Annotated in this window: 14 protein-coding genes; 6 read left to right on the plus strand and 8 right to left on the minus strand. The window is 44.0% G+C overall.

All coding sequences use genetic code 11. The features are described 5' to 3' along the window. Positions 1–13 precede the first annotated feature (13 nt). The gene (locus AC1U9Z_RS08240; RefSeq protein ID WP_333531184.1) at positions 14–931 is read left to right on the plus strand and encodes an ABC transporter ATP-binding protein; all 918 of its coding nucleotides are present in this window, start codon (positions 14–16) and stop codon (positions 929–931) included. Further along, a complete protein-coding gene (locus AC1U9Z_RS08245; RefSeq protein WP_333531183.1) occupies positions 931–1,671 on the plus strand; it encodes an ABC transporter permease in 741 nt (246 codons plus the stop codon). Before AC1U9Z_RS08240 ends, AC1U9Z_RS08245 begins: the two co-directional genes overlap by 1 nt. Positions 1,672–1,723: 52 nt before the next feature. Here AC1U9Z_RS08245 and abc-f read toward each other — a convergent pair whose 3' ends face one another. After that, entirely contained in the window at positions 1,724–3,478 is a 1,755-nt protein-coding gene (gene abc-f / locus AC1U9Z_RS08250) for a ribosomal protection-like ABC-F family protein (protein ID WP_479956898.1), read from the minus strand. A 447-nt stretch (positions 3,479–3,925) separates the two neighbouring features. Between abc-f and AC1U9Z_RS08255 the strand changes: the two genes are divergently transcribed. The 4 genes from AC1U9Z_RS08255 (at position 3,926) to AC1U9Z_RS08270 (ending at position 7,764) form a co-directional block, all read left to right on the plus strand. After that, positions 3,926–5,191: a stalk domain-containing protein gene (locus AC1U9Z_RS08255; RefSeq protein WP_479956900.1), complete on the plus strand. Its 1,266-nt coding sequence runs from the start codon at positions 3,926–3,928 to the stop codon at positions 5,189–5,191. A 245-nt stretch (positions 5,192–5,436) separates the two neighbouring features. Beyond that, complete coding sequence (kamA, locus tag AC1U9Z_RS08260; RefSeq protein WP_479956902.1) at positions 5,437–6,660, plus strand: lysine 2,3-aminomutase; 1,224 nt, start codon at positions 5,437–5,439, stop codon at positions 6,658–6,660. 3 nt (positions 6,661–6,663) lie between these two features. Next, positions 6,664–7,539 carry a putative beta-lysine N-acetyltransferase gene (ablB, locus tag AC1U9Z_RS08265; protein ID WP_479956904.1) on the plus strand — a complete coding sequence of 292 codons (876 nt, stop codon included), beginning with the start codon at positions 6,664–6,666 and terminating at the stop codon, positions 7,537–7,539. An 81-nt stretch (positions 7,540–7,620) separates the two neighbouring features. Next, entirely contained in the window at positions 7,621–7,764 is a 144-nt protein-coding gene (locus tag AC1U9Z_RS08270) for a hypothetical protein (protein ID WP_479956906.1), read from the plus strand. Positions 7,765–7,820: 56 nt separating this feature from the next. Here the strand turns inward: AC1U9Z_RS08270 and AC1U9Z_RS08275 are convergent, their stop codons facing one another. The 7 genes from AC1U9Z_RS08275 to recJ form a co-directional block, all read right to left on the minus strand. Beyond that, positions 7,821–8,756, minus strand: a complete 936-nt coding sequence (locus AC1U9Z_RS08275; RefSeq protein ID WP_479956908.1) for a TIGR01777 family oxidoreductase — start codon at positions 8,754–8,756, stop codon at positions 7,821–7,823. A gap of 33 nt (positions 8,757–8,789) precedes the next feature. Then, positions 8,790–8,975: a peptidase gene (locus AC1U9Z_RS08280; RefSeq protein WP_333531006.1), complete on the minus strand. Its 186-nt coding sequence runs from the start codon at positions 8,973–8,975 to the stop codon at positions 8,790–8,792. A gap of 100 nt (positions 8,976–9,075) precedes the next feature. Continuing rightward, positions 9,076–9,693: an MBL fold metallo-hydrolase gene (locus AC1U9Z_RS08285; RefSeq protein WP_479956910.1), complete on the minus strand. Its 618-nt coding sequence runs from the start codon at positions 9,691–9,693 to the stop codon at positions 9,076–9,078. A 17-nt stretch (positions 9,694–9,710) separates the two neighbouring features. After that, complete coding sequence (gene dtd, locus AC1U9Z_RS08290; RefSeq protein ID WP_479956912.1) at positions 9,711–10,160, minus strand: D-aminoacyl-tRNA deacylase; 450 nt, start codon at positions 10,158–10,160, stop codon at positions 9,711–9,713. A 30-nt stretch (positions 10,161–10,190) separates the two neighbouring features. Beyond that, a complete protein-coding gene (locus AC1U9Z_RS08295; protein WP_479956914.1) occupies positions 10,191–12,362 on the minus strand; it encodes a RelA/SpoT family protein in 2,172 nt (723 codons plus the stop codon). A gap of 27 nt (positions 12,363–12,389) precedes the next feature. Continuing rightward, the gene (locus AC1U9Z_RS08300; protein ID WP_479956916.1) at positions 12,390–12,908 is read right to left on the minus strand and encodes an adenine phosphoribosyltransferase; all 519 of its coding nucleotides are present in this window, start codon (positions 12,906–12,908) and stop codon (positions 12,390–12,392) included. A gap of 11 nt (positions 12,909–12,919) precedes the next feature. Then, on the minus strand, positions 12,920–15,571 hold the full coding sequence (gene recJ / locus AC1U9Z_RS08305; RefSeq protein ID WP_479956919.1) for a single-stranded-DNA-specific exonuclease RecJ: 2,652 nt from the start codon (positions 15,569–15,571) through the stop codon (positions 12,920–12,922). Between the last annotated feature and the right edge of the window lie 230 nt (positions 15,572–15,801).

Raw genomic sequence — 15,801 nt, forward strand, 5'->3', positions numbered from 1 at the left:
AAGGAGAATTCAAATGCTAAATGAACCAATCTTAAAGCTATCAAAACTGAGTAAACAATATCATGATCAATGGGCCGTCAAGGATTTAACCCTGACCGTGCATAGGGGGGAAATCTATGGTTTTCTGGGGCGAAACGGCGCTGGTAAAACCACCACCATTCGCATGATCGTGGATTTGATTAAACCCACCCAAGGTGACATTCAACTTTTTGGCTTACCCAAAGCCAAATTCGGCAAAGACCTATTTCGCCGTATTGGCGCAACCATTGAATACCCTGGTTTTTACCCTAATTTAACAGCCAAAGAGAACCTTTATTACAATGCAAAAATGTTTGGGATCAAGGAAACACGAATTAACGAAGTATTAAATTTTATGGGGTTGCGTGAAGCTGCCAACCGGGTTGTCAAAGGCTTTTCCCTGGGTATGAAACAACGGCTTGGTTTGGCCAGGGCCCTTTTGCATAATCCAGATTTCATTATTCTTGATGAACCAACCAACGGTCTGGATCCGGCAGGTATCAAGGAAATTCGGGAAACCATCCAGCGATTAAATCAAGAACAGCATAAGACCATCTTAATATCCAGTCATATCCTGCCGGAAGTGGAGCAAATGGCCACGCGAGTTGGTATTATTCACAAGGGAACTTTGGCCGATGAAATTTCTTTGGAGGAAATACACGCAAAGGGCAAGCGGTATTTGGAACTGAAAGTTAATGACCCCCAGACAGCGATCCAGCTTTTAAAAAATAGATTAGGGATGCAAAAAGTTGACTTACTGAACAACGGCTTTATTCAGGCCTCTGGCCAATTAAACAGGCCTGAACGGGTGAATCGTGTACTAATTGAGTCTGGCATTGAGGTCTCCCATATCACCTTACATCAGGAAACCCTAGAAGATCGCTTTATGCGCATTACCGGGGGTGAAAAATAATGCTTAGCGCCATTGGTTTAGAATTAATGAAATGGAAACGTTCCAAGATATTGCTTTCTGCCGTCATCGCCGCCTTCGTAGCTCCCTTTATTACGCTGGTATCTACCTCCTTAAAGACAAGTAATCTAGGGATTCAGGCAGAGTGGGTAGATATCATCGCCCTTTGTATGCAGGTAAACCATTTGTTTGTATTCCCACTGACCTTCAGCGCCTTGGCCGCTTTCATTTTTGTCCAAGAATACCAAACAGGAGCGGTCATTAATCTGTTCACCTTACCGGTAAGTCGTAAATCGATCATCTTAGCCAAAACCATTACCCTTTTGCTTACCTTAATGGTATTAAACCTGTTATCATACGTTTTAACTATATTTGTTGGCAAAGTTTTCATAGCTGCCAGTCCCTGGGCGGCCTTTGTTCGATTTTTTCCACTGGCTTTAAAGACATGTTTTATGCAGTTTTCTCTAATGCCCATATTTATTTGTATTGGCCTTTGGACCCGACATTTTGTTCCCCCACTGATTACGGCTGGGGCCTTTATCATGATCGATTTCATTTCCCTGGCCATGCCTAGCGTCGGACCGTTTTTATTTCCTGCTTTACCCTATTATGTGATCTTACAAGAAATTGGCTGGTATCCAACTGGCATCCGTGGCATCCCCTATACCTGGGAGTTATTAGTTCCGGTATTTTTCATTTTTTTAATAACCGCCCTGGTCATTTCAGAAAAACAAGATATTTAAGGAAAAATAACCCCCTGCCCTAAAGAAGCAGTGGGTTATTTTGTTAGACTCCCTATTTATGTCCCTTGAGTAGGTCCTTATTTGACCTTAGCTCCTTGGCAGTTGCCAAAAATCTTTCATTAAGCCTGGCCTTTTCTTCCTGCTCCAAGGGTTCATTTAGTTTACCACTTAAAAAGGCCAGTTCACATTCTAAGCGTCTAATATTGTCCGTTAATTGAGTGTAGTCTAGGCCGCTCTCCTCTTTTTCCTTTTGTTCCTTGCATTTAGACAAATAGTACGCATAGTCCCCATCATAACAGTACAATTTTCGGTTCTCTATTTGAAAAATCCGGTTGGCTAATCTCTGGATAAAATACTGATCGTGGGAAACAAAAAGCACCACTCCCTCAAATTCCTCCAATACTTCCTCTATTTTTTCTTTCGATTCAATATCCATGTAGTTTGTCGGTTCATCCAAGACAAGCAAATTGGCACCGGATAAGATCAGTTTGGCAAAGGCAACCCTGCCCCTTTCTCCCATGCTTAGATTGGCTATCTTTTTATAAACAGCATCTCCTCTAAATAGTAAACAAGCCAAAAGCAGCCTGGTTTCCTCAACCGTACTTCCTTCGATTAAAACTTCGTCTAGTATGGTGAACTCACTATGGAGATTGTCAAGTTCCTGGGCAAAATATCCAATTTTCACCGAGGGGTTAACGGTGATGGTACCACGGTAGTCCTGATCTAAATGGCAAATTGTTTTAAGGAGGCTTGTCTTGCCCACACCGTTTTGTCCAATTAGGGCAATCTTGTCTTGCCGCCCAAGGTTAAAGGAAATATCTTGAAAGAGTACCTTATTCCCATAGTTTTTACAAAGCTTCTCCACTTGAACAAGAAACCTAGGAAATTTCTTGCCGATGATACTTTTGTTAATCACCTCAAAGGCAGGGGATAAGGCTTTTTTCGGCTTTTCAATTTTGTCCTTTTCTATTCTGGCAAGTTCCCGTTCCTTTGCCTTTAAAACGCTGGCATGTTTTTTAGCCTTGGATCGATAAAAGTCACTTTGACCCGCTGCTTGATGGGCATTTTTATACCAATTTTTCCTTTGGTGGATCATTTGTTTTAATTGTTGGATCTGGTTCTGCTGCTTTTCATACTCCTTGGTAATACTGACTCGTTCCAATTCCCTTTGCATTTTGTAGGCAGAGTAATTTCCTTCATAGACCTTTAATCCCTGGTCGGTCAAGTGCCAAATCCGGTTGACCACACGCTCAAGAAAAAAACGATCATGGGAAATCACCAGCAGGGGCTGACCGAGGTTTTGCACAAATTCCTCCAGCCAGAGATAGCTATTCATATCGAGATGGTTCGTGGGTTCATCCAGGATCAGTAAATCGAAATCACAAACCATGGCCTTGCCAAGGGCCAATTTTGTTTTTTCCCCACCACTTAAGCTGGCGGCTCTCTGATCCCATCTTTCCTCACCTAAACCTACTTTGTTAAGGGTTTTTTTGACCATGGTCGGATAATCTTTACCATGATTCTGGTCCCTTGAGGCCATCCTGAATATTTCTTCGTAAACAGAAACATTGGCGTTAAACAGGGGGTACTGTTCTACATAAAAAATTCTGCCATAGGCAGGTGACCGTCTAATTTCACCTGCATCAGCGACTTCCTGACCCGCCAAAATCCTGGCCAAGGTTGTTTTCCCCTTACCATTTGCACCAATCAAGCCAATTTTATCTCCACCGTGGATTGCGCCGCAAATATGATCAAATACGGTTTTTCCCTGATAGCCTTTACTAAGATCATTAAAATATAGGTTCATACAATCATCTCCTTGTCACATCGCTCAGCCAAGAGATGATAGAAAAAAACAAAACTGCAGTAAAACACTTATGTGTTATACTGCAGTCAAGCATACAAATAAATAAAGCTGTATAATTATACAAGCTTTAATCTAAAACTCAATTTTACTGTAAGTGTTTTTAAACTATCATCTCTTAAAAAAGTGCAGACTAACTCCTTGCCATCGGTATGCACTTTATAAGAAATTATTAAATTTGATTAGTTTAAAAACACTTTCCTCATTTCACACCTCGTATTTTATTAATATGACTTATTGTACCACATATAAACAGGTGGGAAAAGTGGCTTTCGCTATGAATTAGCGTCATCACCTTGCTATCTAAAGAGGTCGTTATTTCTCGTTACATTTTAGGTAAGTTTATCGTCTAATAAACTAGGGATAAAACTATTTTCGGAGGTAGCAGAAATGAAACGCTTTTTATGTTTGATAACCCTTATTTTGTTTACCCTTTTTTCTGTGCCGGCCGGCTTTGCCAACACTGCCCAGCCAATGTCTGTGTTTGTCAATGGTGCAGCGGTAAAGTTTGATGTGCCGCCTATGGTTCAGGAAAATCGCACCTTGGTTCCCTTTCGTGCTTTAGCCGAAGCCCTTCAGGTGGAGGTTACCTGGGATGGTGCCAGCCAAACCATTCGTGCCAAGGATGCTGTCACCTACATCGTACTGCAGATTGGTAATAAAACTGCCAATCATAACGATTCCGACATTACCCTGGATGTGCCCCCACAAATAATTAATGGGAGAACCTTGATCCCCTTACGTTTCTTTAGTGAGGCCTTTGATTGCCAAGTATCCTGGAATGCTTCAGAAAATACTATCCACATCCTATCTGCCCCAAGGCAAATCCCCTGGAACTTGGACGTGGTTGGTTACTATGCCTTGGGAGACCTGCAAACCAGCAGTTGGACAAATCTATTTGGACAACCCTTTCCTGACCATAGCAGTGCTAATACCGATGTTGTAAATGATGTTGCTCTAGGCTGGTATAGTCTTGATCGTGACGGCAACCTTTTGACGAAAAGTCGTACTGGCTGGCAAAGACCCGAGGACTACGAAAAGGTATTGGCTGCGGCCGACCAATATGATCTAAAAACCCAAATGGTTATACATATGGCCGATGAGGATAACTCCCTAACGGATTTATTAGCTAGCAAATCAGCAACTGAACAGGCGGTGCAAGCTATTGCTGGAGAAGCTGTAAACTATCAAAGTGTAAATCTCGACTTTGAAGGCCTGGGGCTTAGTGAAACAAATGAACAATTAACGCTGGTGCAAAATCGTTTTACCAATTTCGTAGCTTTATTGGCTAAAGAACTAAAAAATAATGGCATAAAACTTTCCCTTTCTCTGCACGCTCCCAACAGTGCCTATAAAGGGTATGACTATGCAAGTCTAGGAAAATTAGCTGACTCCATTATTATCATGGCTTACGATTACGGTTCTAAGCCAGAACCAAAGGAACTCGTTAATGGGGCTGTGCAGGCTGCCCTAAAAGAGGTTCCGGCCGGTAAACTTTATTTAGGGATATCCATTCCCAACGAAACCTCCTCCAGCCTGGTGGACAAACTGAATATTGCCAAACAGCATCGCCTAAAGGGTATTGCCATTTGGCGCCTGGGTCTGGTTACACCGGATATGTGGCAAACATTAAGAGAAAACACCACGGCTTCCTAGAAATCTCAATCCCCTTACTCAGGTAGGGGGATTTTCTTATATCTATCTCATTTTGTATTTATCTAGAAAATATGATAGTAAATGTAAGTAATTTATAGCTTAATTTAAAATTTTAACTATATTCCAAAACTCACGACTAGATAACCTGTGATTTAAAGGTTTGGGTTTTTGTGTACTAGCAACTCATTGTGTTATAATAAGTTGTCAATTTGAGGTGACAGTATAAAAATACAAGGGGGTACTCTATGGATTGTAAAAAAGAGTTGTTAGAAAAATGGTGTGCTACTGAAGAACAATGGAATGATTGGCACTGGCAAATCAGCAACCGGATCACAGGGGTAGATAAACTTTCAGAGTTTGTAAACTTAACTCCGAAGGAAAAGGATGGTATCTCTGCCTGCCTAAGAAAATTCAGAATGGCCATAACCCCTTACTATGCCAGCCTAATTAAATTTGACGATCGCCAATGCCCTGTGAGACTACAAGCTGTACCAAATACCAAGGAGCTAGTCTTTACTAAGGGAGATATGAAAGATCCCCTACATGAAGATGTGGATTCTCCTGTGCCGGGTTTAACTCATCGCTATCCGGACCGAGTTTTGCTGTTGGTTACAGATTGCTGTTCCATGTATTGCCGTCATTGTACACGCCGCCGGATAGCTGGACAAAATGATCGCTCGATGCCCAAGTCTCTATTGGACCTTGCCTTCTCTTATATTCGTAGTAACACCGCCATCAGGGATGTCGTTATCTCTGGCGGAGATCCTTTTACTTTATCCGATGAAAGATTAGAATATATCCTCAAGAAATTACGTGCAATTAAACATGTTGAAATTATCCGTTTCGGTACGCGCACCCCCGTTGTCTTGCCACAGCGAATTACGGAGGAACTATGTAATATGCTGGAAAAATATCACCCCGTTTGGATTAACACACACTTTAACCATCCCCACGAAATAACACCGGAAGCTACAGCCGCTGTTGCCCGCTTAGCCAAAGCCGGTATACCTATAAATAATCAATCTGTTTTACTCCGCGGCATAAATGACCAAACTCACATTATGAAAAAATTGGTGCAAAACCTTTTAAATATTCGTGTTCGACCCTATTACCTCTATCAATGTGATCTTTCGGAAGGCATTGGGCATTTTAGAACTTCGGTTAGCACAGGTATTGAAATGATGGAAAGTTTACGGGGCCATACCTCAGGCCTAGCCGTTCCCACTTATGTTATTGATGCTCCCGGTGGTGGAGGTAAAATTCCCATAGGACCAAATTATTTGTTATCCCAGGGTAAAGGGAAAACGGTATTAAGAAATTTTGAGGGAAAAGTATATCTTTATACCGAGCCAGGGGCAGAAGAAGAAAAAAAGAAAACCTCCAAAATAGGTATTGCAGGTTTAATGCAAAGCGGTAGAATAACCCTAGATACAGAAGAAAAAATGTATGCAGCAGAAGGAAGTAATTAATACATGCCTATCCTTACAATAAACAGACCTGAATTTTTTCTGCAGGCTAACTTGGATGAATATAACAGACGTATTTGGATTCATGATTATAGGGTTAATCATGCAACTGCTTTACATTTCTTTCTCTTGGACTTGGCCAAGGCACAAAACCTTGAAAAAATTATTTTTCCAGTCAAGGAAGCAGATTTACACTTCCTACGGGGTGAAGAATTTCGCTTGGAAGGAGTAATAAAAGGCTATTTTCAAGGTGCCGACGCATATTTTTTAACATTCTATCTTTCGGAGAAACGCTGTCGTTCCGGTTCCCTTCTTCAGGAAAAGCAACTGTTGGAAAAGATCCTGGGGCAACCTAGGGAGTATCAATCGGTCCTACCAAAGGGGTTTTCACTAAAGCTTGCAACGGGTGAACATACTAAAGATATGGCCGAATTGTTTAATACCGTATTTAGCAGCTACCCTACCCCGGTCTATGACCCAAGTTATCTGAGAGAAGCAATTCAAAAAGGTGACATCTATGTGGTTTGCTATGAAGGTAATACCTTAGTCGGTGTGTCAACTGCGGAAATCGATTGGAACCAAAGGCACGCAGAATTAACCAATTGTGCTACTCATCCAGACTACCGTGGCATGGGTTTAAATACCATCCTATTAAAAAGGTTGGAAGGGAATTGTCAAGCAAAGGGTATCCATTGCCTATTTAGCCTATCCCGTGCATCTTCCTATGGCATGAACCTGGTTCTTCACCGTCTTGGTTATGAGGTCCAGGGCAGACTGATTAACAACTGCCATATTGCCGGGGATTACGAAAACATGAACATTTGGGTAAAACCTACCCTTAATTCTTATAAATACCTCTATCAAAATGCACTGGCAAAATAGGTCCGTGCAGTTTCCTTTCATATATTTCGATATGAAAGGAAACAATATAATAAGTCAATTTACGGAAAGGGCTGAATTTTGATGGCTAGAAAAAATAAAAAACAACAAGAACTCGTAGTTGCTGCTGGTATGAGTGACTTCCTCGAAAAATCTGCCGCACCTGAACAAATTAAGGAAGGTGAATTTACCAAGGTTACCAGATTATCCTACGATGAAACCCACTAAACCCAAGTATGAGACCCCGGGGCAACCCGGGGTCTCATACTTGGGTGTTTAGCATACTAAGCGGATGGTGGATGGCTATTTTTCCCTAATACATCCTTAATGGCTGGCAGAATTTCTGAGAACTTGTACTGATAATTCATGGCCATCAACCGCTGGGGCAGTACGATTTGACCATTTATTAAAAGTTCTTCGGCCATTTCTCCCAATACCAGCCTTGCCATAAAGGCGGGCAGGCGGGTCCAGGATCTTTTACCCAAGACATCAGCAATCGCTCTGTCCAACTCTTTCATCGTAACAGCATTGGGACTGCATAGGTTATATACCCCTTCCCAGGCTCTCTTCTCCAGTGCCAAAGTAACAACATTTACCACATCATCCCGATGAATCCAGGAACACCACTGCTGACCGCTGCCGATCAAACCGCCAAAACCAAACTTGTAGGGTAAAATCATTTTCTGCAAGGCCCCGCCAGGCCCCAGTACCATTCCCAGCCGTAGCAAGACCACCCTTAGGCCGAATTTTTCCGCTTCCCTTGCTTCTTGTTCCCAGGCTTGACAGACTTCAGCTAGAAATCCTTTACCCCTGGGACTTTCCTCATGAAAAACCTGTTGTAGATGGGTACCATAATACCCCACTGCCGATGCATTGATCAGTTCCCTGGGGTAAGAAAGTCCCTCGCTTTTATTCCTTCCTATACTGTCTACGATTTGTTTCGTTAGTTGTAGACGGCTTGCTAAGATCTGTTTTTTTACTGACTTACTCCAGCGTCCCTGGGATATATTGTGTCCTCCCAGATTAATCACCCCATGAAGTTGCTCAATGAGTTCTTGGGGAAACCTTTCACCCGGGTTAGGAAGCTTGATATAAGCAATACCCTCGCTAGGGGCTTGCTCCTTTCGAGAGGCAATAACAACCGAATAATTCTGTTCGGTAAGATGTCGAACCAAGGCCGAACCCACAAAACCGGTGCCACCGGTAATCAGAATTTTCATTGATCACCCTCCTTGCACTCTCAAATATTTCTTTTAAATATGAATCCCCTGTTGCTTAAGATACTCCTTTAGCTTCACCACCGTACTATGATCATCCGCCTGATTGAGCAAAATAATTTCCCGGATATTAACCAATATGGCTGTTAAAGCAGCCTTATCCCTTTCGTATAAATCAACAATTAACTCCACATCCTCACTGGTTTTACTGCGGGGTAACATAAAATCACCTCCTTGATTCGCTTTTGGCCGCTTACTTTGGGTAAACTGGCTAATCGCGAACGGTATTAAAACAACGCCACAGATAACCGTGGCGTTGTTGTTAAAAGAAAGGATTATGTCTTTTCTCCCGGCCAATGGTTGTAGCTGGGCCATGTCCTGGATAAACCTTTGTATCATCGGGCAGCACAAGCAGCCTATTCTTGATCGATTGAATAAGGATGGCATGACTGCCGCCCGGAAAATCGCTTCTGCCGATGGACTGGGCAAAGAGGGTATCCCCGCTAATCACATTCTTCCCAACGAGGAGACAAATGCCACCGGGGGTGTGTCCGGGAGTGTGAAGTACTTCTAAGGTTAGCTTACCCACCTGAATGGTATCTCCATCCTCCAATAACCTTTCCGCTGGCTGAAAGGACATTTGATAGCCCATCCAGGCTGAGAGATTCTTGGCTGGATTGGTGAGCATCTCCCCATCCTGGGTGTGGATCATCACCTTTGCCCCCGTAATCTCTTTAAGCTCACCCAGGGCACCAATATGGTCCACATGGCCGTGGGTCAGTACAATGGCCTCTGTCTGCAAATTTAGCTTGTTTAATCTTGACTGGATGCGGTCCGCTTCGTCGCCTGGGTCCACTACCACAGCCTTACGGGTTTCTGTACAACCAATAATATAGCAATTCGCCTCCATATTACCCACCGGTAATGTTTCAATGATCACCAATACCATCCCCCATCCTAAAAACTTTTTCGACTATCCAAGAGCAGTGTGACAGGCCCATCGTTGATAATTTCTACAATCATATGTTCCTGAAAAACGCCAGTGGCGGTGGTCAAACCATTGCATACCAGCCTTTGGACAAAGCTTTCATACAGTTCCCTGGCCGCATCTGGTGCTGCTGCCTCGATATAGCTGGGTCTGCGCCCTTTTCTGCAATCGCCGTAGAGGGTAAACTGAGATATGGCCAGCACACTTCCTCCGACATCCTGCAGAGAAAGATTTAATTTTCCCTGTTCATCATTAAAGATTCTTAGCTGACTGATCTTATCTGCCAGGTAGCGGGCATCATCGGCGGTATCCCCCTGCCCTACACCCAGCAAAACCACCAAACCCTGCTCAATTTTGCCAACAACCTCGTTGTTTACTGTCACCGAGCCCCGTTGGACCCGTTGTACCACTGCACGCATGTGCCCAAACCTCCAAATCAAAGCACCGGGCTAACCCGGGGATACCCTACGAACCCCGTAATTATCCTTAACCCTTTTCATCTTATTCATTAAATACTCCAGTTGTTCAGTATTGCGTACCTGAAGGGACAATTCAACCGTGGCCATTTGATCCTTCCTGGAACGGGCATTTACTCTGCTGGCATTGATCTTTAAATCAAGCAGCACATTTAGCACATCATTTAGAAAACCGGCCCTATCCAGCCCTGTAATCTCCAGTTTTACCTGAAAAGGTGATTGAAATTCCTTATCCCAGCCTACTTCGACAATTCGTTCCGGTTCATCATTTTGAATCGGTTGAATATTAATACAGTCATCCCGATGGATGGAAACCCCTCTGCCCCGTGTAATATAACCTACAATGGGATCACCGGGCACAGGGTTACAGCAGTGAGCCAGGCGAATCAGTAAATTATCGACCCCTTTGACACGAATACCCTGGGTTGGTTTGCCCCATTCTGCCGCTTTTGCTTCGGCCTTCTTCATCATTTCTTCTGCCAAGGGACGGCGTTCCTTTTCGGCACGATGTTCATCCCGCAGCTTGGTGACTATCTGACTGGGAATAATCTGTCCATCACCAATGGCGGCATATAACTCATCAACCGAAGCTTGAACCAATTTCTTGGCATATTCCTGCAGTCTTTCCCCCCGCACCAATTCCAGTTCTAACCCCTGTTTACGGGCTTCCCGTTCCAGTGCATCCCGACCGCGGTTAATATTTTCTTCCCGCCGTTCCTTCTTAAACCAGGACCGAATACGGTTTTTAGCCTGGGGAGTTTTTACAATATTGAGCCAATCCCGACTGGGACCGCCGCTGACTTTAGAAGTAATGATCTCAAGAATATTACCATTCTTAAGGCGGTAATCCAACGGGACAATCCTGCCGTTTATTTTAGCACCTACCGTACGATGCCCTACATCCGTGTGAATTCTGTAGGCAAAGTCCAAGGGGACTGCCCCGGCGGGCAGTTCCATAACATCCCCCTTGGGAGTAAAGACAAAAACAGATTGGGAAAATAGGTCTACCTTAAGGTTCTCCATAAACTCCCTGGCATCTCTGGTTTCATGTTGGGCATCCAACATCTGCCGCAGCCAGGCCAGTTTTTTATCAAAATCCTTCTCCTCTTTGGCGTCTTCCTTATACTTCCAATGGGCGGCAATACCGTATTCAGCCACTTTATGCATATCCCAAGTGCGAATTTGAATTTCCACTGGCTCTCCATTAGGCCCAATGACGGTGGTATGCAAAGACTGATACATATTGGACTTGGGCATGGCAATATAGTCTTTAAAGCGACCCGGTATGGGCTTCCAAAGGGTGTGAGCAATACCCAGGGAACCATAGCAATCCTTAACAGAACTTACCAAAACACGTACCGCTTGTACATCAAAAATATCCTTTAATTCCTTTTGCTGATCCACCATCTTTTGATAGATGGAGTATAGATTTTTCGGTCTGCCCTGTATTTCTGCCTTAATATTTACCGCTGAAAGTTTGGCAGCCAATTCCTTAATAACTTCCTGGATGTATTCCTCACGTTTGGCTCTGGATTTGGCAATCTGAATCTTCATCCGTTGGTACTGCTCTGGCTCCAGATAACGAAAGGACAAATCCTCCAGTTCCCATTTAATTCTGTAAATCCCCAGACGGTGTGCCATGGGAGCAAAAAAATGCAGGGTTTCCTTTGCCACTTCCTTTTGCTTTCGCTCGGATTGAAACTGTAAGGTACGTAAATTATGCAGCCGATCAGCTAGCTTAATTAAGATCACTCGGATATCCTTGGCCATGGCCAGAAACATCTTGCGTAGGTTTTCAGCTTGCCGTTCTTCCTTTGTTTGAAACTGCAATTTACCCAGTTTCGTGACCCCATCCACCATGGTGGCGATTTCCGGTCCAAAATCATTCTCAATATCTTCTAGGGTTATACCAGTATCTTCAACAACATCATGCAACAGTCCGGCTGCAACGGTTGGCACATCCAGTTGAAGCTCCGCCAAAATAACGGCAATGGCCAAGGGGTGAACAATATACTCTTCGCCGGAGATTCTTTTTTGACCCCTGTGGGCATTTTCAGCAAAATTATAGGCCCCCCGGAGAAAAGCGATGTCCGCCGAAGGATTATACAGCAATACCTTTTGTTCCAATTCAAACAGTGAAGACATGCTTCACCTCCACACAAAATATAATAATCAGGCCTCGAGCTGCAGTAATGTTACAACGGGGTAGTTCCCGAATTTTTCCCGGGCATTTAGCCCCACTAGCTCAATCAGAAAGGCAATACCTGCCACTTGACCACCGGATTTCTTAATCAATTCCACACCAGCCACCATGGTTCCTCCTGTGGCCAGCACATCATCCACCAGTAAAACTTTTTGGCCCGGTAAAATAGCCCCTTCGTGCACTTCCAAAGAGTCCATGCCGTATTCCAATTGATAACGGTGGGATACTGTTTTACCGGGTAATTTACCAGGTTTTCTTAATAAGACTAAACCCTTGCCCATGGTATAGGCCAGAGGCGCACCCAGAACAAATCCCCTGGCTTCGGGACAAGCAATGATATCCACCTCAAGATCCTGACACAACGCCGCCATGGCATCCACTGCCTGTTTAAAGGCAGCAGGATCGGTTAGTAAGGTTGTAATATCCCTAAAATTTATGCCCGGCTTAGGAAAATCCTTAATCAAGCGAATTTTGCTGGCAAAATCCATCTTCACTCCCCCTATAAGCTGCTGAGAAATAAACCTTTTAATTCCTGCCCGGTTGCTGCTAGATATTGTCTTTGAAAACGCTGACAATCTTCCTTCATTTGATGTGTCCAGTTAAAGGTTGGCGAACTTTCTAAATCTCCTCTAGCCTGCAGGTTTAGTTGATAATGATAAGTATTTCCTTGCTTCTTAAACGTTAACAGTCCCATCTCTTGAAAGGCATTTAGGCAAATTTCCACCGTGTGTATAGATGCCTTGGGATAAAAACTTCTTAGACAACCATAGAGTTCTTCGGCGGTAACCTCACCATGGCCCTGCTGATTTAGCCTTTGGCGAATTAGCTTAAACACCTCTGCCAGAGCATTCCTTTCTGGGGCCAGGGCATAAATTTGTTCTTGGGCCTCTGAAACTTGGTTTTCCCCCCCAAGCAAGGCAACCTTACCGGCGGTTGCACAATAAAGTTGGCACTCTGCTGGTTGATAGGGTAAATAGTATAGGATCACCTGTTCAAAATGAAGCTCCGACAGGTTGCTAAATGCCGTTGCCACCAGAAGACTTATTCTTCCAGAATGGATTAAGGTTTTTAATTGCTCCGCTTCACTGTCGTTTAAGCCCGGGTGATAAACGCCAACATTCCTTTCACCTTCACTAAGAAAGGTTGCTATTTGAATGGCTTGGGCTGTACTTTCTACCACAACCAAACTCGTTTCCTCCGAATTCACTAACTGCACAAGCTGGGCCAATCGATCGGGACAATTCCTGTAATCTAGGATTTGAAAATCTCCCTGTTTGCATGCTACCCTCGTATATTCTTGATACTTAGGTGTTAAGAGCTGCAATAGGCCTAAGGGAATTAAACCCTTGGCAATTTTTTCCTCGGGCAAACACAAGAATTTACTTAATATCGTTTTTAATTCCCTCTCCCCGGTTACCATTTTCTGTACCAAAGGAGGCACTTCACCCGTTTCCTTTAATTCCTTTACTTCTAACTGAACCGAAGAACGGCCATTCCAAACATTAATCGAAGGGACAAAGGCCATATCCACGGTATCATTGGCCGCCAACATTTCACTATAGGAAGCTAGGTTGAAACCAATCCCATCAAAAATGGTTTGCTTCTCCCTTACTCTCATTTTTAGGTGACCACCATTTTTACCTACTTCCCGGCAGTTAACAACCGTAGCCTGACAGCAGCCTAACATCGGCCCCGGATTACAATGTCCCAGGGGAGATAACTGATTAAGTTCCTGAACCGTATCCATCGATAATTCCGTAAGATTAATTAAGGCATCCAAATCAAGGTTGGGGGTTAAATGTTCTTCCGTTAGGGCTTCATCCGCAAACCGATTAACCGCCTCACGAAAATCAGCAATTTTTTCTTCCTGAATGCTAAAGCCAGCGGCCATGGCGTGTCCGCCAAATTGCTCTAAATGATCCTGGCATTTAACCATAGCCTGATACAAATTAAACCCGGCTATACTTCTGGCAGAGCCCTTTCCCCTGCCCGCTTCCAGACTAATCATAAAGGTTGGCCGATAAAAGCGATCCACCAATCTGGAGGCTACAATCCCGATCACACCCGGATGCCAGTTTTCCGAGGCTAGTACCAATACCTTACTCTGGGCCAGCTCCGGGTCTGCTTCCAGTAAAGCCAAGGCCTCTGCTAAGACCTTAGACTCCACCTGCTGTCTCTCTTGGTTGCCCCGATTTAACTCCTCTGCTATGTTATCTGCCATTAAGGAATCTTCTGCCAGCAAAAGCTCTACACCAAGACCCGCATCCCCCATTCTGCCTGCGGCATTTAAACGGGGAGCCAAACCAAAACCCAATTCCCTGGTTCCCAATACCTCTGACCGAATACCACTGACTTTAATTAAAGCCTGTAAACCAGGTCTTTTGCCGCTGCTAATTTGCGGTAAGCCATACTTAACCAGGATACGGTTTTCACCCTGTAACGGAACAATATCTGCCACGGTACCTAAACATACCAAATCTATGTATTTTTCCCAGTCCTGCTGACCAAGTCCAGCCTGTTCAAAAAGCCCTTGGATTAGTTTTAAAGCCACACCTACGCCGGCTAATTCCTTAAAGGGATAGCTGCAATCCTCTCTTTTAGGGTCCAGAACAGCCAAGGCAGCGGGCAATTGCAGCGGTGGTTCATGGTGATCCGTAATAACGATATCCACTCCTAAAGCCTGGGCCACTGCCACCTCTTCTACGCCGCTAATGCCACAATCAACGGTCACTACCAGGCCAATACCCCGTTCAGCGGCTCGTTCCAGGGCTTCTTTATTAAGGCCGTAGCCCTCTTCCAAACGATGGGGAATAAAATACTCCACCTGGCAGCCAAGTCGACGCAGGGCCAGTACCAAAACGGTGGTCCCTGTGATGCCATCCACGTCGTAATCACCATATACCAAAATGGGTTCGCCCTTTTCCCTGGCAGTAAGGATTCGTTCAACAGCCTTTTCCATATCCTGCATGAGCCAGGGACTAAACATTTGATCCAATTCGCTGCCTAGAAAGGCCTTGGCCTGGTCAACAGTATATATTCCTCGGTTAATTAATAACTGAGCAAGGATTTTTGAAATACCTAATTCCATTGAGAGAATTTGTTGCAACGCAGGATTCGGTGTTCTCACGTGCCACTTTTTTTGTCTTCGCATGACAGCCCCCGTAAATTTCAGTAAATTATAGTATAAATTATAAAGCAGTCAACCAGTCAGGTAAAGGAAAAGCATTTCTACCTAAAATTATTAGAGAGATTTTGCTTGCCTGTGACCTTTAGGGCATAACCTAAAGGTCACAGGCAAGCAAGCCTTAGTTTTTCTATCCTAATAATAGCTTTCTATTTCATTGTTTATCATTGTTCGGATGGTGCCGACCAGCGGCATGT

It is taken from the genome of Desulfotomaculum sp., assembly GCF_982386235.1.

Bases quoted from the DNA above. Each gene is read 5' to 3' on its own strand.
- recJ (WP_479956919.1), bottom strand. From the start codon at position 15,571: ATGCGAAGACAAAAAAAGTGGCACGTGAGAACACCGAATCCTGCGTTG.
- AC1U9Z_RS08280 (WP_333531006.1), bottom strand. From the start codon at position 8,975: ATGTTACCCCGCAGTAAAACCAGTGAGGATGTGGAGTTAATTGTTGAT.
- ablB (WP_479956904.1), top strand. From the start codon at position 6,664: ATGCCTATCCTTACAATAAACAGACCTGAATTTTTTCTGCAGGCTAAC.
- AC1U9Z_RS08255 (WP_479956900.1), top strand. From the start codon at position 3,926: ATGAAACGCTTTTTATGTTTGATAACCCTTATTTTGTTTACCCTTTTT.
- kamA (WP_479956902.1), top strand. From the start codon at position 5,437: ATGGATTGTAAAAAAGAGTTGTTAGAAAAATGGTGTGCTACTGAAGAA.
- AC1U9Z_RS08270 (WP_479956906.1), top strand. From the start codon at position 7,621: ATGGCTAGAAAAAATAAAAAACAACAAGAACTCGTAGTTGCTGCTGGT.
- AC1U9Z_RS08245 (WP_333531183.1), top strand. From the start codon at position 931: ATGCTTAGCGCCATTGGTTTAGAATTAATGAAATGGAAACGTTCCAAG.
- AC1U9Z_RS08275 (WP_479956908.1), bottom strand. From the start codon at position 8,756: ATGAAAATTCTGATTACCGGTGGCACCGGTTTTGTGGGTTCGGCCTTG.
- AC1U9Z_RS08240 (WP_333531184.1), top strand. From the start codon at position 14: ATGCTAAATGAACCAATCTTAAAGCTATCAAAACTGAGTAAACAATAT.
- abc-f (WP_479956898.1), bottom strand. From the start codon at position 3,478: ATGAACCTATATTTTAATGATCTTAGTAAAGGCTATCAGGGAAAAACC.
- dtd (WP_479956912.1), bottom strand. From the start codon at position 10,160: ATGCGTGCAGTGGTACAACGGGTCCAACGGGGCTCGGTGACAGTAAAC.
- AC1U9Z_RS08295 (WP_479956914.1), bottom strand. From the start codon at position 12,362: ATGTCTTCACTGTTTGAATTGGAACAAAAGGTATTGCTGTATAATCCT.
- AC1U9Z_RS08300 (WP_479956916.1), bottom strand. From the start codon at position 12,908: ATGGATTTTGCCAGCAAAATTCGCTTGATTAAGGATTTTCCTAAGCCG.